The following is a 21,686-nucleotide window of genomic DNA, read 5'->3' on the forward strand; positions in this document are numbered from 1 at the left end:
CGTCAGACTTGGATCGCGTAGGCGGCCAGCAGGTCTGGCGCCACGCGCTGCCAGTTGAAATGTTCGCGTGCGGCGCGCGCCGCATTGGCCCGGCAGCGGGCGCGGAGTGCCGGATCGGCCGCGATTTTCTTGAGCAGGGCGGAGAGCGCCGGCCCGTCGTCGAAATCCGTCACCATGCCCGTGCCGTCCGCCTCCAGAACCTGGCGCACATAGGCCAGATCGTTGCTCAGCACCATCAGCCCCGCATGCAGGTACTGCGACAGCTTATTCGGGCAGGCGTAGCGGTTGTTCATCGAGGACGGTGCGTAAGGGATGATTCCCACATCGGCCGGGGCGGCGGCCGCGATCAGCTCGTCCTCGGCAACACCGGGCAGAAAAAAGAGCGAGCGGTCATAGCAGGCGAGGCCCCGGGACTCGTGCCGCAACCGGTCCTTGTAGGAACTGTCCGGCCCGCGCAGGAACAGCACCGCGTTTTCGGGAGGATCGCGGTCCCAGGCCCGCACCAATTCGTCGAGGCCTCGCTCCGCCGCGAGGCGGCCCTGGAACAGAAACCGCACCCGGCCGGCGGCGAGACTGTCCATTTCCTCGTCCGCCCGGGCGGCGCGCGTGGCGATGTAGGGTTCCGCGTTGGGCACGCTCCGGACATGATCCAGGCCATAGACCCGGGCCAGATGACCAGCCATCAGCGGGTTGACCGAGATCACCTCGTCCGCATCACCGATCAGCATTGCTTCATACACCGTAAAGAACCATCTGAAACTCGCGCCCACCTCGGGAAAGCTGTGCGGCCAGAATTCATGCGCGTCATAGACGAGGCGCGCGCCGCTCCCGTCTTTCACGCTCGCCCCGGCGAGCAATGTGTCCAGATCGTTGCAATGGACGAACGCGAGCGAGCGCGGCAGCCGATCTACGGCCTCGCGCAAGACCAGTGCGGCGCCGGCCACGTGCCGGATCTGCCAAAGGAGAAGACCCCAGTGAAACAGGCCGATCGCCCGCAACCATCGGCCCAGCCGGCGGCGGAGCCGATGGGGCCGGAGGCCGGCGCCGGCGGCGTCGCCTCCACGCCCTGTCGCTGGAGCCCCTGCCGATCTTATGAGTCCGAGGACCAGATGGGCCGCGACTCCGCCCGTCATCACGAGCGCGACCAGGAAGCGACCCGGGGCCCGGGCCTGACCCGCACCGCGCCGCAGGGGCGCATATGCGCGGCGCCAGAGAAGCCGGATCAGGGACCGGGCCGTCGCGACGGTGGTCTGCATCTCCGGGGCGCAGCGCCGGACGGGGATACCGGGTGTCAGACTCTCGCCCCCTGGCCTAGTCCCGCCGTCATCGAGCCCGAGGACATACACATCGAAATACGGCCGGGCACTCTCGGCCTCCCAGCGGATCCGCGGATCGGCAGCGGGATCGTGGGCCGCCAGCATGGCCAGAACCGGCCGGATGGGCGACGCCGGCCTGAGATCGACAGACGACTGGGACATGACCTCCGTGCACCCCGGGGTTCGAGCGCGCAATGGCTACCGCAGACCGGGTGACGCGCCCCAGCCGGCTTTGGTCTTCAATTTCATCCCGCCTGTTCCGGCGGGATATCGGGCGGTCATACCGTTTGTATGGCCACTTCCGGCACGCGCACCTTGACCGCGCGCCCCATAAGATCCAGAAGCACGACCACCCGTTCGTGATCGGCCAGTTGCTGCAGCCGGCCGATCCATTCGCGAAACGGGCCGGCCGTCACGCGCACCCGGTCTCCCGGCCGCGCCAGGGGCGCGGCGGCACGGCGCTGCAATTCGCCGGTTTCTGCCATTTCCATCAGATCCTCGACAAGCCCCGGGGGGACCGCCGCGGGCTGCTCGCCGAAACGCACCAGGTCACGCACGCCCCGGGTCGAGAGAATCTTGCGCCACCCGTCGCGCGCCGGATCGAGACTGATGAAAAGATAGCCCGGAAAAAGCGGACGAAAGACCTGGCTTTGGCGGCGAGCATGCCGGCGAAGCTTACGGTAGCCCGGCAGGAAAACCGCGAACCCCTGCCGCCGGAGATGGGCTTCGGCCCGGTTTTCGCCATTGGGCCGGGTTTGAACGACGAACCAGCGCATCACGTCCCGGCCCCTTGGTCAGAACCCGGACGCCGACTGATGCCGAGGAGCGGTAACGTGAAAACATCCTCAGGCGCCATGGCCGTCCCCGGCAGCGCGTCGAGCACATCGTCAAAAACAGCCTGGGGGCGGGCCATGTCGGTCACCAGCACACCGACGCGCCGGCCGGGGGCGGCCAGCGCCAGGGCAGCCTCCAGGGTTGATACCACGGGCGTGCCGCCGCAGTTCTCGCGCCTTGGCGCGGCCTCGACGACGGCCAGAATCCTGACGCCGGTTTCCCGCGCGCTCAGGATCGCGGCCTCGGCAAGTTCGCTGTCGCCAACCAGAATAAGCTGCGTCCGGCCGTGCCGGGTGGCCGCCTCGAACAGGGCCGTGCACTGCTGGCGCGCATTGCGAAAGAATTCCAGGGAGGACTGCAGATATTCCACCGTCAGCCGGCCCTTTTCGGCGAAGCCTGCCGGTGTCAGATAATAGGCGTAACGATTGAGAGGGACTTGGCTGACCTTGATCAGCCCCTTGCGGACACAGCGCTTGAGATAGGCGTTGACCAGGCCGAGCGCGATCCCCACCTCGCTTGAGATCCGCCGCTGGGACACCTTGTGGTCCCGGTCCACGGCGTTGAGCACGCCGAGCATGATTTCCCGCTCGCGCGCGCTCCCCAACCCCTTGTCGAGGGATGTGCGTGCCAAGAACCGCCCCCTTTGCGCCACCCGGCTCGACGCACACGCCGGGCCCGGCTCCATTGTTCATGAAATGAACGCCACCGTCCGCCATTATGTTCAGAAAATGAACGGAAAGGCAACCGCCGGATTTCAGCGATTCCGGGGGGCTCCCCGGGGGTGCGCTCGATCGGGTGGGGCGCCGGTGGCCGGTTCGAGAGCGCCCGCGACCAGCCGTTTCAGGCTGCCCCCCTCGTAGCGGCAGGCGCGAATGCCCGCCCGTGCGGCCGCCTCCTGATCGCGATCCGCGTCGCCGACGAGGACGCTGCGCACCGGATCCACAGGCCAGTCGCGACAGGCGGCGAGGATCAGTCCCGGCGCCGGCTTGCGGCAGTCGCAAGGACCCGTGAAGGGACCGCTGCCGGCCTCCGGATGATGCGGGCAATAGTAGAAGGCGTCCACATGGGCCCCTTGCCTGGCGAGTTCGCGCGTCATCCAGTGGTGCAGCGCTTCAACATCGGCGGTCGAGAAGAAACCCCGCGCCACGCCCGACTGGTTGGTGACGACGAAGACCAGCCAGCCCCGATCGTTGGCGTATCGGATGGCGGCCGGCGCATCGGGCATCCAGACGACATCGGCCGGACGAAAGACATAGCCGTGATCCCGAATCAGCGTGCCGTCACGATCGAAGAAGATCGCCGGACGGGTCGCCGAGGCAGGTTTGGCGGCATCAGGGGCCGAAGGCTCATGTCGGACGGGCAATGGGGGCTACTCCCTTGGCGTGGGTTGACAACACCCTACCACGTCTGCCGCAATTCGGGCCCGCGGGTCGGATGTTCCCACGAGGCGGAACTTCTGTCGCCCGCGAGATTTCTCAACCGATTCTTGGCGATGCTGGCATGGCCGACCCCTCCCTGTCTTCGTATGACCGAGTTGTTCTCGTCCTTGGCGGGGCGCGGGCGGGCAAGAGCCGGTATGCCGAGGCGCTCGTAACCAGTCGGCGGACCCCCTGGATTTATCTCGCCACCGCCCGGCCGGGGGACGAGGAGATGGCCGCCCGCATCCGCCAGCACGAAGCGCTTCGCGGCGAGGGCTGGCGCACCTACGAGGCGCCGATCGAGGTCGCGGACATGATCGTGCGCCATGGCGAGGCGCATCAGACGCTTCTCGTGGACAGCCTGACGCTCTGGCTCAGCAATCTCATCCGCGACGGGCGGAACATCGAGGAGGAGACGACGCGGCTTAGCCATGCGCTGTCGGAGAAGGCAGCGACGATCGTCCTTGTCTCGAACGAGGCGGGGCTCGGCATGATCCCGCCCGATGCGGGCGCGCGCCGCTTCCGGGACGAGCTGGGCCGCCTCAACCAGCGTATTGCCGCCGATGCCGACCGGGTCGTGTTCATGGCCGCGGGGCTGCCGTTGACGCTGAAGCCGGCGGGGTAAGCGAAGGTCCCCCAGGCGCCGTTTCCGAAATCCCCGCCACGCGAAAAAACGCCGCCACGTCGAGGGCATCCTCGAGCGCCAGGCTGATCTCGTCGAGCGCGGTATCGAGCCCGGCGTGATACCCGGTCTCGCCGGCCGCGATCCCGAAGCCCGCCAGGTAATGACGACGATACGAATCGGCCGCAAAAAGCCCGTGAAGATAACAGCCCGCCACGTGCCCATCGGCCGACACCGCGCCGTGCGGGCGCCCGGCGACAAGATAGGCCGGTCGCGCCGTATCGGCGCCCGAGGTCTCGCCCATATGCATTTCGAAGCCGGCCAGCTCCGGTCCGCCCGTGGCCGGCCGGGCCGGAACCTCGCGCACCGTCTTGACCCGGCCGATCACCGTATCCACCTCGAGATATCCGAGGCCCGCGCTTTCGCCCGGCGGTCCCTCATGGCCGTCGGGATCGCGAACGCTCCGGCCCAGCATCTGATACCCGCCACAAAGCCCGAGGATGCGCCCGCCCCGCCGCGCATGGGCCCGGAGATCCACGTCCCAGCCCTGAGCGCGAAAGAAATCGAGATCCGCCCGCGTCGCCTTCGTTCCCGGCAGCACCACCAGATCGGCATTGCCCGGCAAGGGCGCGCCCGGAGGGACCATCCGTACCGTGACGCCGGCCTCGGCGGCGAGCGGGTCGAGATCGTCGAAATTGGCGATGCGCGACAGCATCGGCACCGCGATGAGGAGGCCGTCGCGCGCGCGCGACGCCGCGCGATCCAGCACGACGGCATCCTCGGCCGGGAGGCGCCGGGCGGGGGCCAGCCACGGCACCACGCCAAGGCCGGGCCAGCCGGTCCGGTTTTCTATCTCGCGGAGCCCGGGGGCAAACAGGGCCAGGTCGCCACGGAACTTGTTGATGACAAAACCCCGCACCTGCGCGCGATCGCCCTGCTCCATGACCGCATGGGTCCCGACCAGGCTGGCGATGACGCCGCCGCGGTCGATATCCCCCACCAGAATGACCGGAATATCGAAGGGCCGCGCGAAACCCATATTGGCCATGTCTCGAGCACGCAGATTTGTCTCCGCCGGGCTGCCGGCCCCCTCGACGATCACAAGCGTGGCCCCGGCGCGCAGCCGCTCGAAACTGTCACAGATTGCGCCGAACCGCCGATGATGCTCCGCCTGAAACGCACCGGCGTGCAGGCGGCCGGCAACCTGCCCCTGAACGACGAGTTGCGCCGACTGATCGCTCTCGGGCTTGAGAAGAACAGGGTTCATATGGACGCTCGGCGGCTGGCGGCAAGCCAGCGCCTGAAGCCACTGCGCGCGGCCGATTTCGCCTCCTTCGACGGCGACGGCCGCATTGTTCGACATGTTCTGGGGTTTGAAGGGCATCACCGCGATGCCGCGATTGGCGGCGAGCCGGCACAGCCCCGCCACAAGCAAGGATTTGCCCACATCGGAACCGGTGCCCTGGAGCATGATCGCGCCACTCATCGCGCCGCTCCGGTTCCTGGCCCGTCATCGATGCGTGAGGCGATGTGGAGGTGTCCGCCATGGCGCCCGCCCCGAACCCTGTAGACGCGGGCGAGATTGTCGTCGCTCAGCACGTCGTCCGATGCGCCTTCCGCGACCGTGCGTCCATCGTGCATCAGGACGAGCCGGTCACAATACCGCGCCGCCAGCGCCAGATCATGCATGACGACAACGACCGCCTTGCCGTCCGCCGCCGCTGCACGAAACAGGTCCATCACCGCGAGCTGATGATAGGGATCGAGCGCGGCGACCGGCTCGTCAGCCAGCAGGACCGGCGCATCCGTCGCGAGCGCACGGGCCAGGAGGACGCGGGCACGCTCTCCGCCCGAGAGGCTGAGCACCGGACGATCGCGCAGATGAAAAACGTCCGTCGCCTGCAGCGCCGCCGCCACAAGCTCCCGGTCGCGCGCGCCGGATCGCCCCCAGGGCGAGGCGTGGGGCACCCGGCCAAGCGCAACCAGGCGGGCGACGTCGAGCGGCCAGTGGACCACCTGGCCCTGGGGCAGGTAGGCGATGTCGCGCGCGTGCCTGTGCGGTCCCTCACTGGTGATGTCCCGTCCGGCCAGCCGAACCCGGCCCCGATCGAGCGGCTGGAGGCGGAGTGCGGCGCGCAGCAGGGTTGTCTTGCCGGCCCCGTTGGGGCCGATCAGGCCAACAACCCGCCCGCTTTCGGCCACCAGCCGCGCCCCGTCCAGCAGGCGCCGCCCGACCTCGCCCTTCGGGCCAAGGGTGGCGTCCAGCACCTCAAGCGCGGGCGTCTTTCGGGCCTCCGTCACGGCTTCCTCCTCATCGCATCTGCCGCCGTGTCCGGATCACCAGGTACAGGAAGAACGGCCCGCCGATCAGCGCCGTGACGACGCCCAGCTTCAGTTCCTCCTGACCCGGCAGCACGCGCAGCACGCAGTCGGCCAGAAGCACCAGCACGGCGCCGCCGAGCGCACTCGGCAACAGCAGCCGGCTTGGGTCATAGCCGACAAAGGGCCGCAGCATGTGAGGCACGATCAGCCCGACGAAACCGACCACGCCCGTGACCGCCACACCGGCGCCAACCGCGAGCGATGTTCCGAAAACCACGAGAAGCCGGGCGCGGCGAAGATCGAGGCCGAGCGTCGCCGCCGCCTCTTCACCGAGTGTGAGTGACCGGAGACCGGGCGCGGCCAGCATCAGCAGCAGCCAGCCCGCCGCCATGAAGGGAAGTGCGAGATAGAAATCCGTCATGCTCCGGTTGGAGAGCGAACCCAGGAGCCAGAGCACCATATCACTCAGGGAATAGGGACTGGGCGCCAGGTTCATCGCCAGCGAGATAAGCGCGCCGGCGAGGCTGTTGATGCCGATACCCACCAGAATCAGCGTCAGGACGCTCGTATCCCTGCGCGCCAGAATGTAAAGCGCGCCCGTCGCCAAGAGCGCGCCCGCCATGGCGAAAACCGGAATGGCATAGATCGAGAGCGCGGCCATGCCGAAATGGATCGCCACCACGGCGCCAAAACCCGCACTCGCGCTAACGCCGATGACGCCCGGGTCCGCCAGCGGATTGCGCAGCAGACCCTGGAGCGCGGCGCCGGAAAGGCCGAGCGAGCCGCCCACCACAAGTCCGACCAGCAATCGGGGCAGGCGGAGCTCCTGCACGATGAGCGCGACCTTGTCTGTCTCCGGATCGCCGAACAGACCGGCAAGGACTTCGGGAAACGAGATGGGCGCGAAGCCGATCTGCAGCCCCGCGACAAGAAGCAGCGCGAGCAGCAGAGCAAGTCCTCCCGTCAAACCCGCAAACCGTCCGATCATGGCGCGTCTCCCGCCCCGGCGCGCCGGCGGGCGATCCTGAGAGCGGCGTCATGGATCATTTCGACCGCGTCGATCACGAACCAGGTGGAACAGGCCACGACCCGCCCCGGAATCGGGACAAATTCCGCCTTCGCCACCAAGTCGCGCAGAAAGCTGTGACGCCCGATCGACCAGTGATCAACCGTCTGGCGGCCGAGGTCGAAGAATGCGCCGATGATCAGATCGGGCGGGTTTAAAGCGACGCGCTCGAGATCGATGAGCTGCCAACCTGCGCGCGCGCCCCCGGCCATCACGTTTTCGAGCCCGGCCGCCTCCATCGCCTCGTGAATGAACGTGCCGCGTCCCGACGTGGCGCCCGAGACCGTGACATAGAGCGCGCGGATCGGATGGTCGGTTTCCGGCCGCGTAGCCCGAATGCGCGCGAGCCGGCGATCCAGATCGGCGAGCAGACGGGCCGCTTCTTCCTCGCGCCCCATCCGGCGCGCAACGGCGCGAAGATTGTCACGCGCATCCGCCAGTGTCTGACCGAATTTGACCTGCGCCACCGGAATTCCGAAGCGGCCCAGGGTCTCGCCCGCCGCGAGCCCGCCGCCCCACTGGCGCACCACGAGGTCGGGCGCGGCCATCAGCAACCGTTCGGTCGTCGGGCGCATCTTCGCAATCCCGCTGGCGCGCGACGCAAAATACGAATAGCGATCATCCGCTGCGGGCGAGAGAGCGAGGATGTCGTCCCGCGCCGCCAGGGCCAGCACGTACTGATCAGCGCAATAATCGAGCGACGCGATGGCGCGCGGGCGGGCTTCCGGCACCGCCGCGCCGGCACCGGGCGCGGGTCCGAGGAGGACGCCAAGGCCCAGGGCGATGAAGCAGAGGGAGCGTCGGGGGACGGACCACATCCGGCCACATCGCCCTGACCATCCCCCGCCTCTGCCTGGTCCCGATCGACTCATGCGTCCCTGTCCCTGACGGTCTGCCCGATGGCCGGCTAGAGCCGCGCCCGGAGCCCGGCATAGGCCGAGATCCCGGGCGTGCCGAAGCCGAACGTGTCCTGGTAATCCTTGTCCAGCAGATTTTCGATCCGCCCGGTCACCGTCAGCCGGTCACTGAGCTGGTAGGCGGCCCGCAGATCGACCCGGCCGTAGCCGCCCAGCCGCCCCCGGCTGTCGGCTTCGGCCCCGTTCAGCACCAAGCTGCCGCCCAGGGTCAGGCGCGTCATCGGCCGGCTCGTCACATCGAGGCTGCCCGAATGTTTGGGCCGGCGGATCAGCCGGGTATCGGCGCCCGCGTCTTCGGCCTCGAGATAGAAGTAGCTCAAAGCGAGGTCGAGCCAGTCGAGCGGGCTTGCCTGGATTTCCGCCTCGACGCCCTCGGTCTCGACCTTCGAAAGATTTTCAAAACCCAAAGTCACGAAAGAGAAATCGATCTGGTCGTCGATTGTGTTGGCGAAATACGTCAGCCGCGTATTGAGCTTGCCAGCAAGAAAATCCTGTTCGAGGCCAATGTCGAACCCTCTTGATTCCTCGGGCTTGAGATCGGTGTTGGCGGTCATGGATACGAGGCCAATAAAGGAAAGCTGGAAGGGTGTCGGCGCCTTGAAGCCTTCGCCCCAACTGCCGCGAAGGATGGTTCCGGTCCAGGGCAGCGCATAGGCGCCCGTAAAGCGAAAGGTCGTCACCCCGCCGAACGTATCGTGCTCGTCCCGCCGGACACCGAGCGACAGGGACAGATCGGCATACGGCTCCACCTGCAACAGTCCGAAGCCGCTGATGATCCGGTTGCCGGCGTCTTCCGTGGCCGTCTTGATACGGATTTCTTCCACCTCGGTCCCGATCGTCGCAATGGCCCAGTCGGTTAGGATAATATCGCCCTGATATTCGAAATTGAGCCGCTCGCCATCAGCGCGGAACGTGGTCGCCCCATTCTGAACGTTGCGCCGCTCCACGTCAGTCCACTCAACGGCGATCTCGTTGCGCAGGGCACCATCGAAAAGCGAAAGCTCGCCGAGGCTCTTGAGATAAAGTTCGTCCACGAAGGAGATTTCATCGCCATCGGTTACGCCACTTACGAAGTCGAAACTGTCGAACCGATTTCGCGAATCTATGTAGCGGCCAACAAGATCGAGTTTGAAATTCTCGGTCGCCTGAAAGCCCACCTTTCCCGACAACGTACTGTTGTCGTGCCCGTCGCGCTCGCTGTTGCCGCGATCCTCATCGGCGGCCGAAATTCCGCTCGAAATGAGCCCGCTGGCGGTGAGCCGGTAATCGACCCGGTCCTGGCGACCCGAGACCGTGCCGGCGCCCCGGACCGTCTCGAATGAGCCCGCTTCGAGGAAGCCGGACGCATTGAAGCCCGCTTCGCCGGACTTGGTGATGATGCTGATGACGCCACCGATGGCGTCCGAGCCGTAAAGCGTGCTTTGCGGTCCGCGCAGCACCTCGATCCGCTCGATATCGGCGACATCGAGGCTGGAGAAATTGAACGAGCCGCCCGGCGTACTGGGATCGTTGACCTCGATCCCGTCCACCATGACGAGAGTCTGTTCCGACTTGGCCCCACGCAGCGCGACCGAGGCCACACCGCCGAAGGGACTGTTCTGATTGACAACGACCCCCGGCAGGCTGCGCAGCGCCTCGAGGGCGAAGGTGTATTGCCTTGCCTCGATCTCCTCGGCCGTGATGACGGAGATCGTGCTGCCGACATCGCTTCGGGATCGCGGCGTACGGGTCGCGGTCACCACGACATCGTCCATGACGGAAGGATCGGACGTGAGCCGCGCGAGGGTCGCGGGTTCGTCGGCCCGAACCGCGGGCAGGGTCGAAAAAAATGCGAACGCAAGGCAGGTGACTCCGTGGCCGAAACGCACGGATCCGGAAATTGGGTCGAACGACATCTGACTCCCCCATTTTTCAGGGGTATCGCCGCTCCAAAGCCCGCACCGGCTTGATCATGGAAAAGGCGACACCCGGGTTTGCTCCAGTTGTCGCCTCTGCGAAGAGCCGCTCCCCTTGGTTGATCCCGACCAGGAGAATGGACGACGGGATGGCAGGTCTCCTGACTCGCGGGTCCAGGCGCGGCTTCCAGCCTTCCCAAGGCGTCCCGATCGGACAGCCTCAGTGGCGAATGGAAGGGCGCTCGCCGCTTACAGTTGCGGGCACAGTTCCGGATTGGGGCACGTGGCCGGCACCGGATTCCCTATTATCCCCGAAGGGACCATCTGCCTTCCCGAATACTGCCGAATGGCCAGAGAGGGCAAGCGGATTTTCCGGAGCCCTCGAGGTCACGCCCCCTGTCGACGCCGCGCCGCCTGGCCTAGACTGGGCCGCGGGCGGCGCCTTTCGGCGATCTTCGGGTTCAACAAAACGAGTGGTTTTTACAATGTCATTTAAAAACAAGGTGGCGCTTGTCACCGGTGGCGGCAGCGGGATCGGGGCGGCGGTCGCGACCCGACTGGCCGAGCAGGGCGCGCGCGTCGTCGTCACGGGGCGGTCCGACAAGGGGGCGGAGATGGCCGAGGCGCTGAGCGCGAGAGGTTTCGAGGCCGCGTTCGTCCCGGCTGATATGCGGCGCGCGTCAGACTGCGCCAGGGCGGTGGAGAAAACGATCGACCGGTTCGGCGGGCTCGATCTTGCCTTCAACAACGCGGGCGGTCACTTCGACTTCAAGTCGATCGAGGAAACGGAGATCGAGGAGGCCGACTGGGTCCTGGATACCAATCTGAAGGGCACCTATTACTGTCTGAAATACCAGGTGGCCGCCATGATCCAGGGGGGCGGCGGCGCCATCGTCAACAACAGTTCGATCTTCGGGCTGAAGGCCATGCCCGGGCTTGCCCATTACGTCGCGGCCAAGCACGGTGTCATCGGCCTCACCCGCGCGGTGGCCCTCGACACCGCCGAAAAGAACATTCGTGTTAACGCCGTCTCTCCCGGTGCCATCAAGACGCCCTCTTATGACCGCATCACGGGCGGGGACGACCACGCCTATGACGCGGCCATCCCCGTGCGCCGTGTCGGCCGGGCCGACGAGGTGGCCCGGCTCGTGCTTTGGCTGCTTTCGGACGAGGCGACGTTCGTGACCGGCGCGGCCTATTCCGTCGATGGCGGCATGTCGGCCGGCTGACCCCGGAGCTGGCCAGGGCCGCCCAGCCTCTTGCCCGGGGTTATTCCGCCGCGCGCAGTTCGGCCTCCGCGGTCTCGATGACCTTGGGGCCGCGCGAAACGACATCGTCGGGATCGAGGACGGTCACCTTGGCGACGACCGCGATCGGATCTTTCGGTGTGTATTTCGGCCAGTCCGCCTTCAGGAGCGCCGTGGGCTCTTTCATCTCAAAGAGCTCAATGAAGCGATCCACATCCTCTTTCTTCTCGAAATAGACGTTGCCGAAGCAATGATAGGCGGCTGAGGCATTGGTGCGGTCGGGCCCGTAAGTGTCGTGGAAAACCTCGATCCGGGCGGGCTTGATCCCGAAATGCTTGTGCAGGAGCCCGACACCCATCGGCATATGCACATCCAGATAATGCTGCAACTTGAAGGTCGATCCCGTTTCGTTGGGATACATGACGCTGACACAATACATCTCGAGTCCTCTCTGTCTGGGCGGATTGTTTTCGTTGGCCGGTCAGGCCTGCTGTTCGAGCGGGCATTCTGCGCCGGTTCGCGAGAACGAATCCACCCATGGAATGCTCTTTTTCACCCAAATGAGATACCGGACGGCTATTTCGAAAGTGGAATCACCCCCTGGCGGGCGGTGGCCGGCGCACGGCGATTGTGATAGGGACGGGGTCCGGCTCGCCGCCCCGATCCCCCCGGGACACGCCGCCCGTCCGCGAACACGCCGGCCGCCCGAACCTGCCCCATCACGCGAACCAGGGAAGAGGACATGACGAAGATACTGGTGCTCTATCACTCAAGCTATGGCCATGTGGAGATCATGGCCAGGGCCGTTGCCGAGGGGGCCGCCTCCACCGGCGCGGGCGTGGATGTCAAACGCGTGCCCGAGACCATGGCCGATTCGGACATGCGCGCAGCCGGCATGAAGGTGGATCAGGACGCGCCCGTTGCCGCGCCCGACGACCTTGCGGATTACGATGCGATCATCTTCGGCACACCCACACGTTTCGGCAACATGACGGGACAGATGCGCACGTTTCTCGACCGGACCGGGGGGCTTTGGGCGAAGGGGTCGCTCGTCGGCAAGGTCGGCAGTGTGTTCACCTCGACCGCCACCCAGCATGGCGGCCAGGAAACCACCCTCACCTCGTTTCACACGACTCTTCTCCATCAGGGCATGATCGTGGTCGGCGTGCCGTATGCCTGCGAGGCGCTCAACAACATGGACGAGATTTCCGGCGGCACGCCCTATGGCGCCTCGACGCTCGCGGCGGCCGACGGCAGCAGGTGGCCGAGCGACAACGAGCTGGTGATCGCCCGCTTCCAGGGCAGGCACGTGGCGGGTATCGCGGCCCGGCTTGCCGGCGGCGAGGCCGCGGGACAGGACGCCTAGCCGGCGGGAAGCGGCGCGCCCCGTCCCCTATTTCGCCGGTTTCGGCTTCTTTGCCCTGGCGGCGGCGATTTCCGGCACGTGGGCGAGACGGGGATCGATGGGCGCCGCCCCCGCTTCCATGCGAATGGAAGGCTGGTAGGCGGGACTGTTCTCACGGGCCGCGAATTCCGAGACCGTATGCGGCGCCGGTCGCGGCGCATTCTGCCAAACCGGCTTTCCATTCTCGCGGAAATGGGGAAACACCTCCTCCGAGAGAATTTGCATGCATTTGAGGGTCATCCATTTCGGCATGGCGCCAAAGGGCGAGCCCATGCCGATGAAGCCGCCCGCCCCGACGTTCTCGGCATAATCGGCCAGCTTGTCGACCACCGTCTGGGGCGAGCCCACGATGATATAACCTTGCTCGAGCAGATCCTCGTAAGTCAGGTCGGTGAAATCCTTGAGGCCGTATTTCATCTTGGCCTCGACCATGTTTCGGAACGAGCGCTTCTCCATGAACCCGGGCGGAAAAAATATGTGCGGCGGCACGCGCAGATGCATGTGGAAGAGCCACAGCATATGCGCCTTGGCTTCCCGGTGAGCTTGCTCATCGGTTTCCGCGACATAGGTTGGCACCGTGGCCAATAGCTGGTTGGGCGCCGGCGTATAACCGTATTTTTCCTCCGCCAGATGGCGAAACAACTCGTATTGTTTTTGGACGAAGAACTTGGGTGCGAACACCGTCATGTAACGGTGGCGGTGCCTGGCCACGATCTCGATCGTGTCGAGCGAGCCCACGCCCGGAATCCAGATCTCGGGGTGAGGCTGCTGGAGCGGCCGTGGCCAGGGATTGACCGTGGGAATGTGAAAATGCTCGCCATTCCAGGCGAACGGCCCCGGCTCGCGCCAGGCCTTCAGGATCAGGTCGTGCGCCTCCCAGAAAATATCGCGCGCCCGGGACGGGTCCACCGGGTGGACGTAATATTCCATACCGGTGCCCCGGACGAGGCCGCAGATGACCCGACCGCCCGAGACCACGTCCAGATAGGCGATCTCCTCGGCCACGCGCACGGGCGACAGATGGGCCGGCAGCATGTTGCCAATGACGGCGATCGGAATGCGCTCGGTCTTGGCGATAAGGAACGCGGCGTTCAGGTTGGGGGACGGCGTTGTGGCGCCCGGCGTCGCGTGATGCTCGTTGACGACGATCCCGTCAAAACCGAATTCCTCCGACTGGGCGAAGACGTCGATATAGTCTCTCAGCCGCCGGTGACCCACCTGCGGATCATAGATCGAGTTGGGCAGGTTGACCCAGATCGACTCGAGCTCGTCCTCGGGCGGCAGGTAGGGGTAGTTCCATAGTGTGAAGGAATAGAACTCGAGCCTGTTCATTTACGCCCCCTCGATATGCGCCGCGACCGCCCCGGCGATGGTCTCGGGCTGTTCGGCGATCAATGCGTGACCTGCCTCCTTGATCCGGGCCGTTCTGGCGTTGGGCAGAAGATCGGCATAGAGGAGCCCGATGCTCTCGGGCACCAGATCGTCACGTTCGGGCAGGACGACGAGCGCCGGACATGTCACCCGGCCGAGCCTGCGGTTCAGTTGCAGGTTGTAGCGTGGCGACCAGGCAAGCCGTGCAAACGTGCCGCCCTCGCCATAGCCATGCACGATCTCGTCGAGATCGCCAGGGTCGCCCGCGAAATCACCGATCAGGGACTTGTTCATGAACAGCTTGTCCCAAAGCCGCACGGGGCCCACCTGAAAGATATCCTCGAGCGGCGCCCAATCGACACGCAGGCCGATCGGCGCCATCAGGGTGAGCGACTTGAAACGCTCGGGATATGTCGTCGCCAGCTCGGCCGCGATCCAGCCGCCAAGCGAGAAGCCGATAAGGTGCACGCGATCGAGATCGAGCCGGGCCATAAATTCATGATAGTGAATCACCACATCGCCCATGCCTGACAGCCAGTCTGGGCGCGGTGTTTCACCGAAACCCGGATGCTCTGGCGCGATGAAATCGAATTTTGCCGCCATGGCCTCGTAATAGGGGAGCCACATGCGCGTCATCCCGGCACCGTGCAGGAACAATACCGCCTCGCCCGAACCCTTGCGCCGGTAAGCGGTGGGCAGGCCCATGACGGACAGGGAAAGTGGCGGTGTGTAATATTTGGCGGGCTTGGGTGCCGGCTCGAGCTCGGTCAGTGCGTCGTCGCTCATATGGTGCTCCCTGGTACTGCTTCGGTATTTCTTGCACGCTCGGCCGGGCTTCGCCAGTGCTTCGGTCCGCGCGCCCGATCCGGGCGGCCGGAACCGGCGACTTGCACGCCCGGCCCCATCGCTTAGGGTTTGATGCTCAGCCAAGGAACCGGCCCGCCGTCAACCCGATACTCTCGGCCTCCCGGCCGGTGGAAAGGAACAGCCCCATGCCCCAGCCCCAGTCCCAGTCCCAGTCCCAATCCCGGCCCCAAACCCGGATCGATGACAATGACACCGATGGCCGCGTTCTGCTGATTACCGGCGCCTCCAGCGGGATCGGCGCGGCCACTGCCCGGCGCGCGGCCGAGGCCGGCTATCGGGTCGCGCTGGCCGCGCGTTCATCCGACAAGCTCGCCAAGCTCGCTGACGACATCGGCCGCGACGGGGCGTTCGCGATTCCGACCGATGTGACCGAATACGAAAGTCAGGAAAATATGGTGCGAGAGACCCTCGCGCATTTCGGACGGCTCGACGCCGTCATGGCGAACGCCGGGGTCGGGGGCAAGCCGGGCGGGTTCTCGGGCGCGCCGATCGAGGCATGGCAGCGGATCGTGAACGTCAACATCCTGGGCGTCGCCTATACGCTGCGCGCCAGTCTCGAGGCCATCCGCAACAGCCGCGGCCATGTCCTGCTGACAGGCTCGGTCGCGGGCCGGCGGATCATTGCGGGATCCATGTACGGGGCCTCGAAATGGGCTGTCTCGGCCATCGGCTATGCGCTGCGCGAGGAGTTGCGGGGCTCGGGCGTGCGGGTCACGCTACTCGAGCCCGGCATGGTGGACACACCCTTTTTCGATGAAGCGAAACCGGATGCGCTGGCGGCCGACGACATCGCGCGGGCGGCCCTTTATGCCCTGTCGCAGCCCAGGAGCGTCGATGTGCATGAGATGCTGGTCCTGCCGACGCCGCCCGTTGAAGGTGGCTGACCGCAAATCCCCCGGACATGTCGGGCAAATGAATCCTTGAGGCCCGGCCCCGGCCGCCTATGATTTCCGCCCGCGCGGTCCCAGCCGGACCGGACAGCCAGACAGGAAGACAGGCCCGCATGCCCGAGAAACGCCAGTTGCACATGGGCGCCTTCATGCGCCCCATCAGCATCCACACGGCCGCCTGGCGTTACCCCGGCGCCTATCCCGACGCCAATTTCAATTTCGCGCACATCAAGCGTTTTGCCCAAAGGCTCGAGGAAGGATGTTTCGACGCCTTCTTCATGGCCGACCATCTGGCCGTGCTCAACATGCCGATGAGCGCCCTCAAACGCAGCGCCACGGTCACCTCTTTCGATCCGCTGACGCTGCTCCCCGCGCTTGCCGCCGTGACAGAGCATCTCGGCCTTATCGCCACCGCCTCCACCACCTATAACGACCCCTATCACGTCGCGCGCAAGTTTGCGTCCCTCGACCATATCAGCGCCGGCCGGGCGGGCTGGAACGTCGTGACTTCGGCCAACCCGCACGAGGCGATGAATTTCGGCCTCGACGAGCATCTGGAGCACGACCTGCGGTACGAGCGAGGCCGCGAATTCTACGACGTGGTGACGGGGCTCTGGGACAGTTGGGCGGATGATGCCTTTATCCGCGATGTCGAAAGCGGCACGTATTTCGATCCCGAGCGCCTGCATGTCCTGAATCACAAGGGCAAGTATCTCTCGGTGCGCGGGCCGCTCAACGTCGCGCGGCCGGTTCAGGGCTGGCCCGTCATCGTCCAAGCCGGCGCTTCGGACGCGGGCCGCCAGCTCGCAGCCGAAACGGCCGAGGTGGTGTTCTCCAGCCCGGCCGACCTGGCCGCGGCACAGGCTTATTATGCGGATGTGAAGGGGCGCGCCGAAAAAGCCGGGCGCAATCCCGACCATCTCAAGATGCTGCCGGGCATGTTCGTCGTGATTGGCGACAGCCTGGATGAGGCACGGGAAAAGAAGGCACGACTGGACGGGCTCGTGCATATGGATAGCGGCCTCGCGACCTTGTCGGTGCTGTTGGGTCACGATGCGACCGCGTTTGAGCTGGATTCGCCACTGCCCGAGATTCCGGAAAGCAATGCCAGTCAGAGCGCACGCGCCAAGCTGGTCGACAAGGCGGCACGGGAAAATCTCACAGTGCGCCAACTCGCCCAGTATGTCGGCGGCAGCTATACGGCGCCCGAAATGCTCGGCACGCCCAGGATGATCGCTGACCAGATGGAGGAATGGCTGGAAACGCGCGGATCGGACGGGTTCAACGTCATGTTCCCCGACCTGCCGGGCGGGCTTGATGATTTCGTCGATCGGGTGGTGCCGGAGCTGCAGCACCGCGGCATTTTCCGCACCACATATCGCGGCAAGACGCTGCGGGAAAATCTGGGCCTGCCCCGGCCTGCCAACCGCTTCTTCGCCTAGGGGCGTCCGGCCCGCCCGCGACCGTATCCCGCCAGCCAGCCGCCCAACTTGCCGCCCAACTTGCCACCCACCTGGCCGCACAGGCGACGCCAGCGCGAGCGCCGGCCGGCCCGGCCGAGGCCCGCCAGGATGCGCGAACGGTCGCCGTCCAGGACCGGCACGCCGGCCCGCCGGGTTCCGCCCATCCGTCCCCCCAGTTTGATCGGATTACCGGCCACAGTCAGCGCCTCTCCGTTGGCGAGGTAGGCCGTCGCGACCATGTCGCGGGCATTCACGTGCGGGTCGGCAAGAACCTTGTCGACGGTATTGATCCGGGCCGCTGGAATGCCGCGTGCGACGCAGGCCTCGATCCATTCGGCCGCAGGCCGCGTCGCCAGCACCTTTTCGATCTCCCGCTTGAGGTCCTGCTGATGATCCGTGCGCGCGTCATTGCTGGCAAAGCGCGGATCCCCGGCGAGATCGCGCCGGCCCAGAAGATCGCACAAGGTTTGGAACATCTGGTCGTTGCCGGCGGCCACGACCAGAAAATCGTCGGCCGCGCGGAACATCTCGAATGGCGTGATGGAGGGGTGGCGGGCGCCGAGCGGGCCCGGGACCTGGCCGGTCGCGGCGAACCGCGCGATGGCGTTTTCGAGAATAGCGACCTGACAGTCCAGCATGGCGACATCGACCGTCTCGCCCCGCCCCGTCCGCGCACGGTCAAAAAGGGCCGAGACGATCCCGATGGCCGTGAAAAGCCCGGCCGTGATATCGCCGACCGAAGTCCCCACGCGGACCGGCGTCTCACCGGCCTGGCCCGTGACACTCATAATTCCGCCCATCGCCTGTACGATCATGTCGTAGGCGGGACGCGCGGCATACGGGCCCGTCTGGCCAAAACCGGATACTGCCGCGTAGACGAGGCGGGGGAAACGCTGGCGCAGCTTTGCGGCCCCGTAGCCGAGGCGCTCCATGGTGCCGGGCCGGTAATTTTCCACCAGCACGTCGGCCTCGGCCAGGAGGCGCTCGAAGAGGGCGCGGTCGGCCTCGTCCTTGAGATCCAGGGCGATGCTTTCCTTGCCACGGTTGAGAGAGCCGAAATAGGCCGATTCGCCCGCGAGAAAAGGCCCGTACCCACGCGAATCGTCGCCATCGCCGGGGCGCTCCACCTTGATGACGCGCGCCCCCAGATCGGCCAGCACCATGGTGCAGTAGGGTCCGGCCAGAACACGCGTCAGATCCAGAACCGTCACACCGGCGAGCGGGCCGCGGGTTAGGGCCGGTTCGCTGGCGGAAGCGGAGCTGGGATCGGTCACGGCGTGAGGTCCGGCAAGATCTGGTTGGGGATGCTTATTGCCCGTCTTTCACCGGCTCGTCCAGCGTGCCCACGTCAAGGATCGGCGGCACCTCGATGTTTTCCACATCCAGAAGGGCGGCGACGCGCTCGAAGGCGGAGATAATCATCGATTGCTCCCACGGCGCCAGCGCGGCGAACCGGGCCTGAAACCGCTCCTGCAGCACGTTCGGCGCTCCGGCGAGCGCCACGCGGCCTTTTTCCGTGACGGCAACAAGCACGCGGCGGCGATCGGTATCGTCCTTGCGGCGAAGGATGAAGCCCTGGCTCTCGAGCTTGTCCATCAGCGCTGTCACCGTTGCCTGGGTAATCGAGGCCTCGCGCGCCACGGCGCCCGGCGTCGCTTCGCCCATGCGGTCGAGGAGCTGCAGGATGACGAGCTGCGACGGAGTAAGCCCCGCTTCGCGGGCTAGCTTACGGGCGTTGATTTCCGTCGCCCGCAGAATGCGGCGGAGCGCAACAAGGGCGGTTTCCGATCGGTTCTCCATAACCCCGCTATCTATTCTCTTTTGCCGGCGAAAACGAGCGGCAAGACCCGACCCGGAACTGAAATTTAATTTGACACCTCAAAATATTATAAACCCTTGAAAAGCGACGCGTTTACACGCCCTTACCGCGATTTTTCCGGGAGATCACTTTTTTATTATTATTTTTCAATGATTTAATTCTCCTATTTCCGTTCGGCCCCCTTGAAGATATCCACAGACCCACTAGATATACCTTGACTTTTTGTTTCGTAAAGCTAAATAAACCTCGCCCGTTGGGAGCGGGTCCGGAACCCATGAGAGAACAGACGACCAGAGTGGAAGAGCGGCCTGAAGCGGCCGAGATCTCGTTCCGTCGGCCAACGGCCGAGGATGGCGAGGAAATCTGGAGTCTGGTCGGGGCCTGCCCCCCGCTCGATCAGAACACGCTCTATTGCTACCTCCTCCAATGCAGTCATTTCCGCGACACCTGCATCGTGGGCGAGCGCGACGGCCGGGCCGTGGGCTGGATATCCGGCTACCGGCCGCCGGAAGAGCCGGACACGCTTTTCGTCTGGCAGGTAGCGGTCCATTCGGACGCTCGCGGCGAGGCACTGGCCCGCCGCCTGATCCAGGCATTGCTGCACCGTGACAGCCTGGCCGACGTCAACTGGATCAAGACCACCGTCACGCCGGACAATGCGGCGTCCTGGGCCATGTTCCGTTCACTCGCGCAGGCCCTCGATGCGCCAATGGCGAGTGAGGAATGGTTTGAACAGGAAAGGCATTTCGGTGGCCGGCACCCGTCGGAGCACCTCGTGACAATCGGACCGTTCGGAGCCTCGCGGCCCTGATAGGAGACAAGAGTCCGAGCGAACGATTTTTGAAACAGCGAAATCGCAACCAACTACTGCCGAGAGCAAGGGGCCCCAGATGACACTGAATACTGTGACCAAAAAGGAAGACAAGCCGAGCGTTTTTGAACGACGTGAATCGGATGTGCGCAGCTATGCGCTGAATTTTCCGGCGAAATTCGTGCGGGCGCAGGGTGCTACTCTGGTCGACGACAAGGGCCGGGAATACATCGATTTCCTCGCGGGCTGCTCCTCGCTGAACTACGGCCACAACCCGTCCGAAATCAAGAAGGCGCTCCTTGAGTATATCGAGCGCGACGGGGTGACCCATGGTCTGGATATGGAAACCGATGCCAAGGAAGAGTTCCTCGAGGAATTCGAGCGGACCATTCTGAAGCCGAGAAACCTTGACTATGTTGTCCAGTTCCCGGGGCCGACGGGCGCAAACGCGGTCGAGGCGGCCATCAAGCTGGCGCGCAAGGTAACCGACCGGACGAACATCATCGCCTTCACGAACGGCTTTCACGGCTGCACCCTGGGCGCGCTGGCGCTGACCGGCAACGAGCATCATCGCGGCGGCGCAGGCGTCCCACTGACGGGCGTGTCGCGCATGCCCTTCGCCGATTATTACGGCGAAGAAGTGGACACAGTCTCGCAGATCGACCAGATGCTGGACGACCCGTCGAGCGGGATCGACGCTCCCGCCGCTATCGTCGTCGAGACGGTTCAGGGCGAGGGCGGGTTGAACGCTGCCTCCTTCGATTGGCTGAAAAAAATCGAAAAGCTGGCCCGCAAGCACGGCGCGCTTTTCATCGTCGACGATATCCAGGCCGGCATCGGCCGGACGGGGACGTTTTTCAGCTTTGAGCCTGCGGGTCTCCGTCCCGACATCGTCACCCTGGCGAAATCCGTTTCAGGCTACGGGCTGCCCATGGCACTTACCCTGATCCGCCGGGACCTCGATATCTGGAAGCCGGGCGAGCATAACGGCACGTTCCGCGGCAACTGCCATGCCTTTGTCACGGCAAAGGCCGCCATCGAGCATTTCTGGCGCGACGATGCCTTCGAGGCGGAAATCCGGCACAAGTCGGAGATCCTCGACGCCCGTTTCAAGGATATGGCGAAGGAATTTCCGCGCCACATCATCGGGCTCCGGGGCCGGGGCATGATGCGCGGGCTGGAGATGAAGTCGGGCGAGCTTGCCGGGAAAATCATCTCGGAGTGTTTCGCCAATGGACTCATCATCGAAACCAGCGGCGCCGACGACGAGGTGGTGAAGTGCCTCGCGCCCCTGACAATCGACGAGGCCCAGTTCCGCAAGGGGCTCGATATTCTCGCCAGCGCTATCAAGAAAGTTGTCGCTGAAGAGCTTAAATCCGCGAAATCGGCCGCGTAAGGGCGAACAGACGAACGAGAAGAAAAA

Annotated in this window: 21 protein-coding genes and 1 riboswitch; of the genes, 7 read left to right on the top strand and 14 right to left on the bottom strand. The window is 65.3% G+C overall.

Features of this window, described 5'->3' with window-relative positions:
• Positions 1-2 precede the first annotated feature (2 nt).
• From RLQ26_07045 to RLQ26_07060, 4 genes are all read right to left on the bottom strand, one after another.
• Positions 3-1,478 (bottom strand): glycosyltransferase family 4 protein, encoded by a 1,476-nt coding sequence (locus RLQ26_07045; GenBank protein MEQ9088480.1) that lies wholly within the window; start codon positions 1,476-1,478, stop codon positions 3-5.
• Positions 1,479-1,594: 116 nt separating this feature from the next.
• A complete protein-coding gene (locus tag RLQ26_07050) occupies positions 1,595-2,092 on the bottom strand; it encodes a transcriptional activator RfaH (protein MEQ9088481.1) in 498 nt (165 codons plus the stop codon).
• Positions 2,092-2,781 carry a winged helix-turn-helix transcriptional regulator gene (locus RLQ26_07055; GenBank protein MEQ9088482.1) on the bottom strand — a complete coding sequence of 230 codons (690 nt, stop codon included), beginning with the start codon at positions 2,779-2,781 and terminating at the stop codon, positions 2,092-2,094. Before RLQ26_07055 ends, RLQ26_07050 begins: the two co-directional genes overlap by 1 nt.
• Positions 2,782-2,904: 123 nt before the next feature.
• On the bottom strand, positions 2,905-3,513 hold the full coding sequence (locus RLQ26_07060; GenBank protein MEQ9088483.1) for an HAD family hydrolase: 609 nt from the start codon (positions 3,511-3,513) through the stop codon (positions 2,905-2,907).
• Between the two features lie 137 nt (positions 3,514-3,650).
• Here RLQ26_07060 and cobU point away from each other — a divergent pair, with 137 nt between their 5' ends.
• Positions 3,651-4,193 carry a bifunctional adenosylcobinamide kinase/adenosylcobinamide-phosphate guanylyltransferase gene (cobU, locus tag RLQ26_07065; protein MEQ9088484.1) on the top strand — a complete coding sequence of 181 codons (543 nt, stop codon included), beginning with the start codon at positions 3,651-3,653 and terminating at the stop codon, positions 4,191-4,193.
• Here the strand turns inward: cobU and RLQ26_07070 are convergent.
• From RLQ26_07070 to RLQ26_07090, 5 genes are all read right to left on the bottom strand, one after another.
• Positions 4,150-5,676 carry a cobyric acid synthase gene (locus RLQ26_07070; protein MEQ9088485.1) on the bottom strand — a complete coding sequence of 509 codons (1,527 nt, stop codon included), beginning with the start codon at positions 5,674-5,676 and terminating at the stop codon, positions 4,150-4,152. The genes cobU and RLQ26_07070 overlap by 44 nt on opposite strands.
• Positions 5,673-6,491 carry an ABC transporter ATP-binding protein gene (locus tag RLQ26_07075; GenBank protein MEQ9088486.1) on the bottom strand — a complete coding sequence of 273 codons (819 nt, stop codon included), beginning with the start codon at positions 6,489-6,491 and terminating at the stop codon, positions 5,673-5,675. Before RLQ26_07075 ends, RLQ26_07070 begins: the two co-directional genes overlap by 4 nt.
• Positions 6,492-6,501: 10 nt before the next feature.
• Positions 6,502-7,500, bottom strand: a complete 999-nt coding sequence (locus RLQ26_07080; GenBank protein ID MEQ9088487.1) for an iron ABC transporter permease — start codon at positions 7,498-7,500, stop codon at positions 6,502-6,504.
• A complete protein-coding gene (locus RLQ26_07085; GenBank protein ID MEQ9088488.1) occupies positions 7,497-8,396 on the bottom strand; it encodes an ABC transporter substrate-binding protein in 900 nt (299 codons plus the stop codon). Before RLQ26_07085 ends, RLQ26_07080 begins: the two co-directional genes overlap by 4 nt.
• An 89-nt stretch (positions 8,397-8,485) precedes the next feature.
• Positions 8,486-10,390 carry a TonB-dependent receptor gene (locus RLQ26_07090; GenBank protein MEQ9088489.1) on the bottom strand — a complete coding sequence of 635 codons (1,905 nt, stop codon included), beginning with the start codon at positions 10,388-10,390 and terminating at the stop codon, positions 8,486-8,488.
• Positions 10,391-10,523: 133 nt separating this feature from the next.
• Positions 10,524-10,730: riboswitch (cobalamin riboswitch) on the bottom strand.
• A gap of 145 nt (positions 10,731-10,875) precedes the next feature.
• Between RLQ26_07090 and RLQ26_07095 the strand changes: the two genes are divergently transcribed.
• The gene (locus tag RLQ26_07095; GenBank protein MEQ9088490.1) at positions 10,876-11,619 is read left to right on the top strand and encodes an SDR family NAD(P)-dependent oxidoreductase; all 744 of its coding nucleotides are present in this window, start codon (positions 10,876-10,878) and stop codon (positions 11,617-11,619) included.
• 40 nt (positions 11,620-11,659) lie between these two features.
• Here RLQ26_07095 and RLQ26_07100 read toward each other — a convergent pair whose 3' ends face one another.
• Positions 11,660-12,076 (bottom strand): hypothetical protein, encoded by a 417-nt coding sequence (locus tag RLQ26_07100; protein ID MEQ9088491.1) that lies wholly within the window; start codon positions 12,074-12,076, stop codon positions 11,660-11,662.
• Positions 12,077-12,379: 303 nt separating this feature from the next.
• Between RLQ26_07100 and wrbA the strand changes: the two genes are divergently transcribed.
• Positions 12,380-13,003: an NAD(P)H:quinone oxidoreductase gene (gene wrbA / locus RLQ26_07105; GenBank protein MEQ9088492.1), complete on the top strand. Its 624-nt coding sequence runs from the start codon at positions 12,380-12,382 to the stop codon at positions 13,001-13,003.
• Between the two features lie 27 nt (positions 13,004-13,030).
• Here wrbA and RLQ26_07110 read toward each other — a convergent pair whose 3' ends face one another.
• Entirely contained in the window at positions 13,031-14,374 is a 1,344-nt protein-coding gene (locus RLQ26_07110) for an LLM class flavin-dependent oxidoreductase (GenBank protein MEQ9088493.1), read from the bottom strand.
• Positions 14,375-15,199, bottom strand: a complete 825-nt coding sequence (locus tag RLQ26_07115) for an alpha/beta hydrolase (protein MEQ9088494.1) — start codon at positions 15,197-15,199, stop codon at positions 14,375-14,377.
• Positions 15,200-15,405: 206 nt separating this feature from the next.
• Between RLQ26_07115 and RLQ26_07120 the strand changes: the two genes are divergently transcribed.
• Together RLQ26_07120 and RLQ26_07125 are read left to right on the top strand one after the other, a co-directional pair.
• A complete protein-coding gene (locus RLQ26_07120) occupies positions 15,406-16,164 on the top strand; it encodes an SDR family oxidoreductase (protein MEQ9088495.1) in 759 nt (252 codons plus the stop codon).
• 119 nt (positions 16,165-16,283) lie between these two features.
• Positions 16,284-17,612 (top strand): LLM class flavin-dependent oxidoreductase, encoded by a 1,329-nt coding sequence (locus RLQ26_07125; protein MEQ9088496.1) that lies wholly within the window; start codon positions 16,284-16,286, stop codon positions 17,610-17,612.
• Here RLQ26_07125 and RLQ26_07130 read toward each other — a convergent pair.
• Complete coding sequence (locus RLQ26_07130) at positions 17,609-18,907, bottom strand: CoA transferase (protein MEQ9088497.1); 1,299 nt, start codon at positions 18,905-18,907, stop codon at positions 17,609-17,611. The two genes, RLQ26_07125 and RLQ26_07130, sit on opposite strands and share 4 nt — an antisense overlap.
• Before the next feature lie 34 nt (positions 18,908-18,941).
• Positions 18,942-19,433: a MarR family winged helix-turn-helix transcriptional regulator gene (locus RLQ26_07135; GenBank protein ID MEQ9088498.1), complete on the bottom strand. Its 492-nt coding sequence runs from the start codon at positions 19,431-19,433 to the stop codon at positions 18,942-18,944.
• Positions 19,434-19,726: 293 nt separating this feature from the next.
• Here RLQ26_07135 and ectA point away from each other — a divergent pair, with 293 nt between their 5' ends.
• Entirely contained in the window at positions 19,727-20,263 is a 537-nt protein-coding gene (ectA, locus tag RLQ26_07140; GenBank protein MEQ9088499.1) for a diaminobutyrate acetyltransferase, read from the top strand.
• 79 nt (positions 20,264-20,342) lie between these two features.
• Positions 20,343-21,659: a diaminobutyrate--2-oxoglutarate transaminase gene (ectB, locus tag RLQ26_07145; protein MEQ9088500.1), complete on the top strand. Its 1,317-nt coding sequence runs from the start codon at positions 20,343-20,345 to the stop codon at positions 21,657-21,659.
• The last annotated feature ends 27 nt before the right edge of the window (positions 21,660-21,686 follow it).

The organism is Alphaproteobacteria bacterium (assembly GCA_040220875.1).
Classification (GTDB): Bacteria; Pseudomonadota; Alphaproteobacteria; order JAVJVX01; family JAVJVX01; genus JAVJVX01.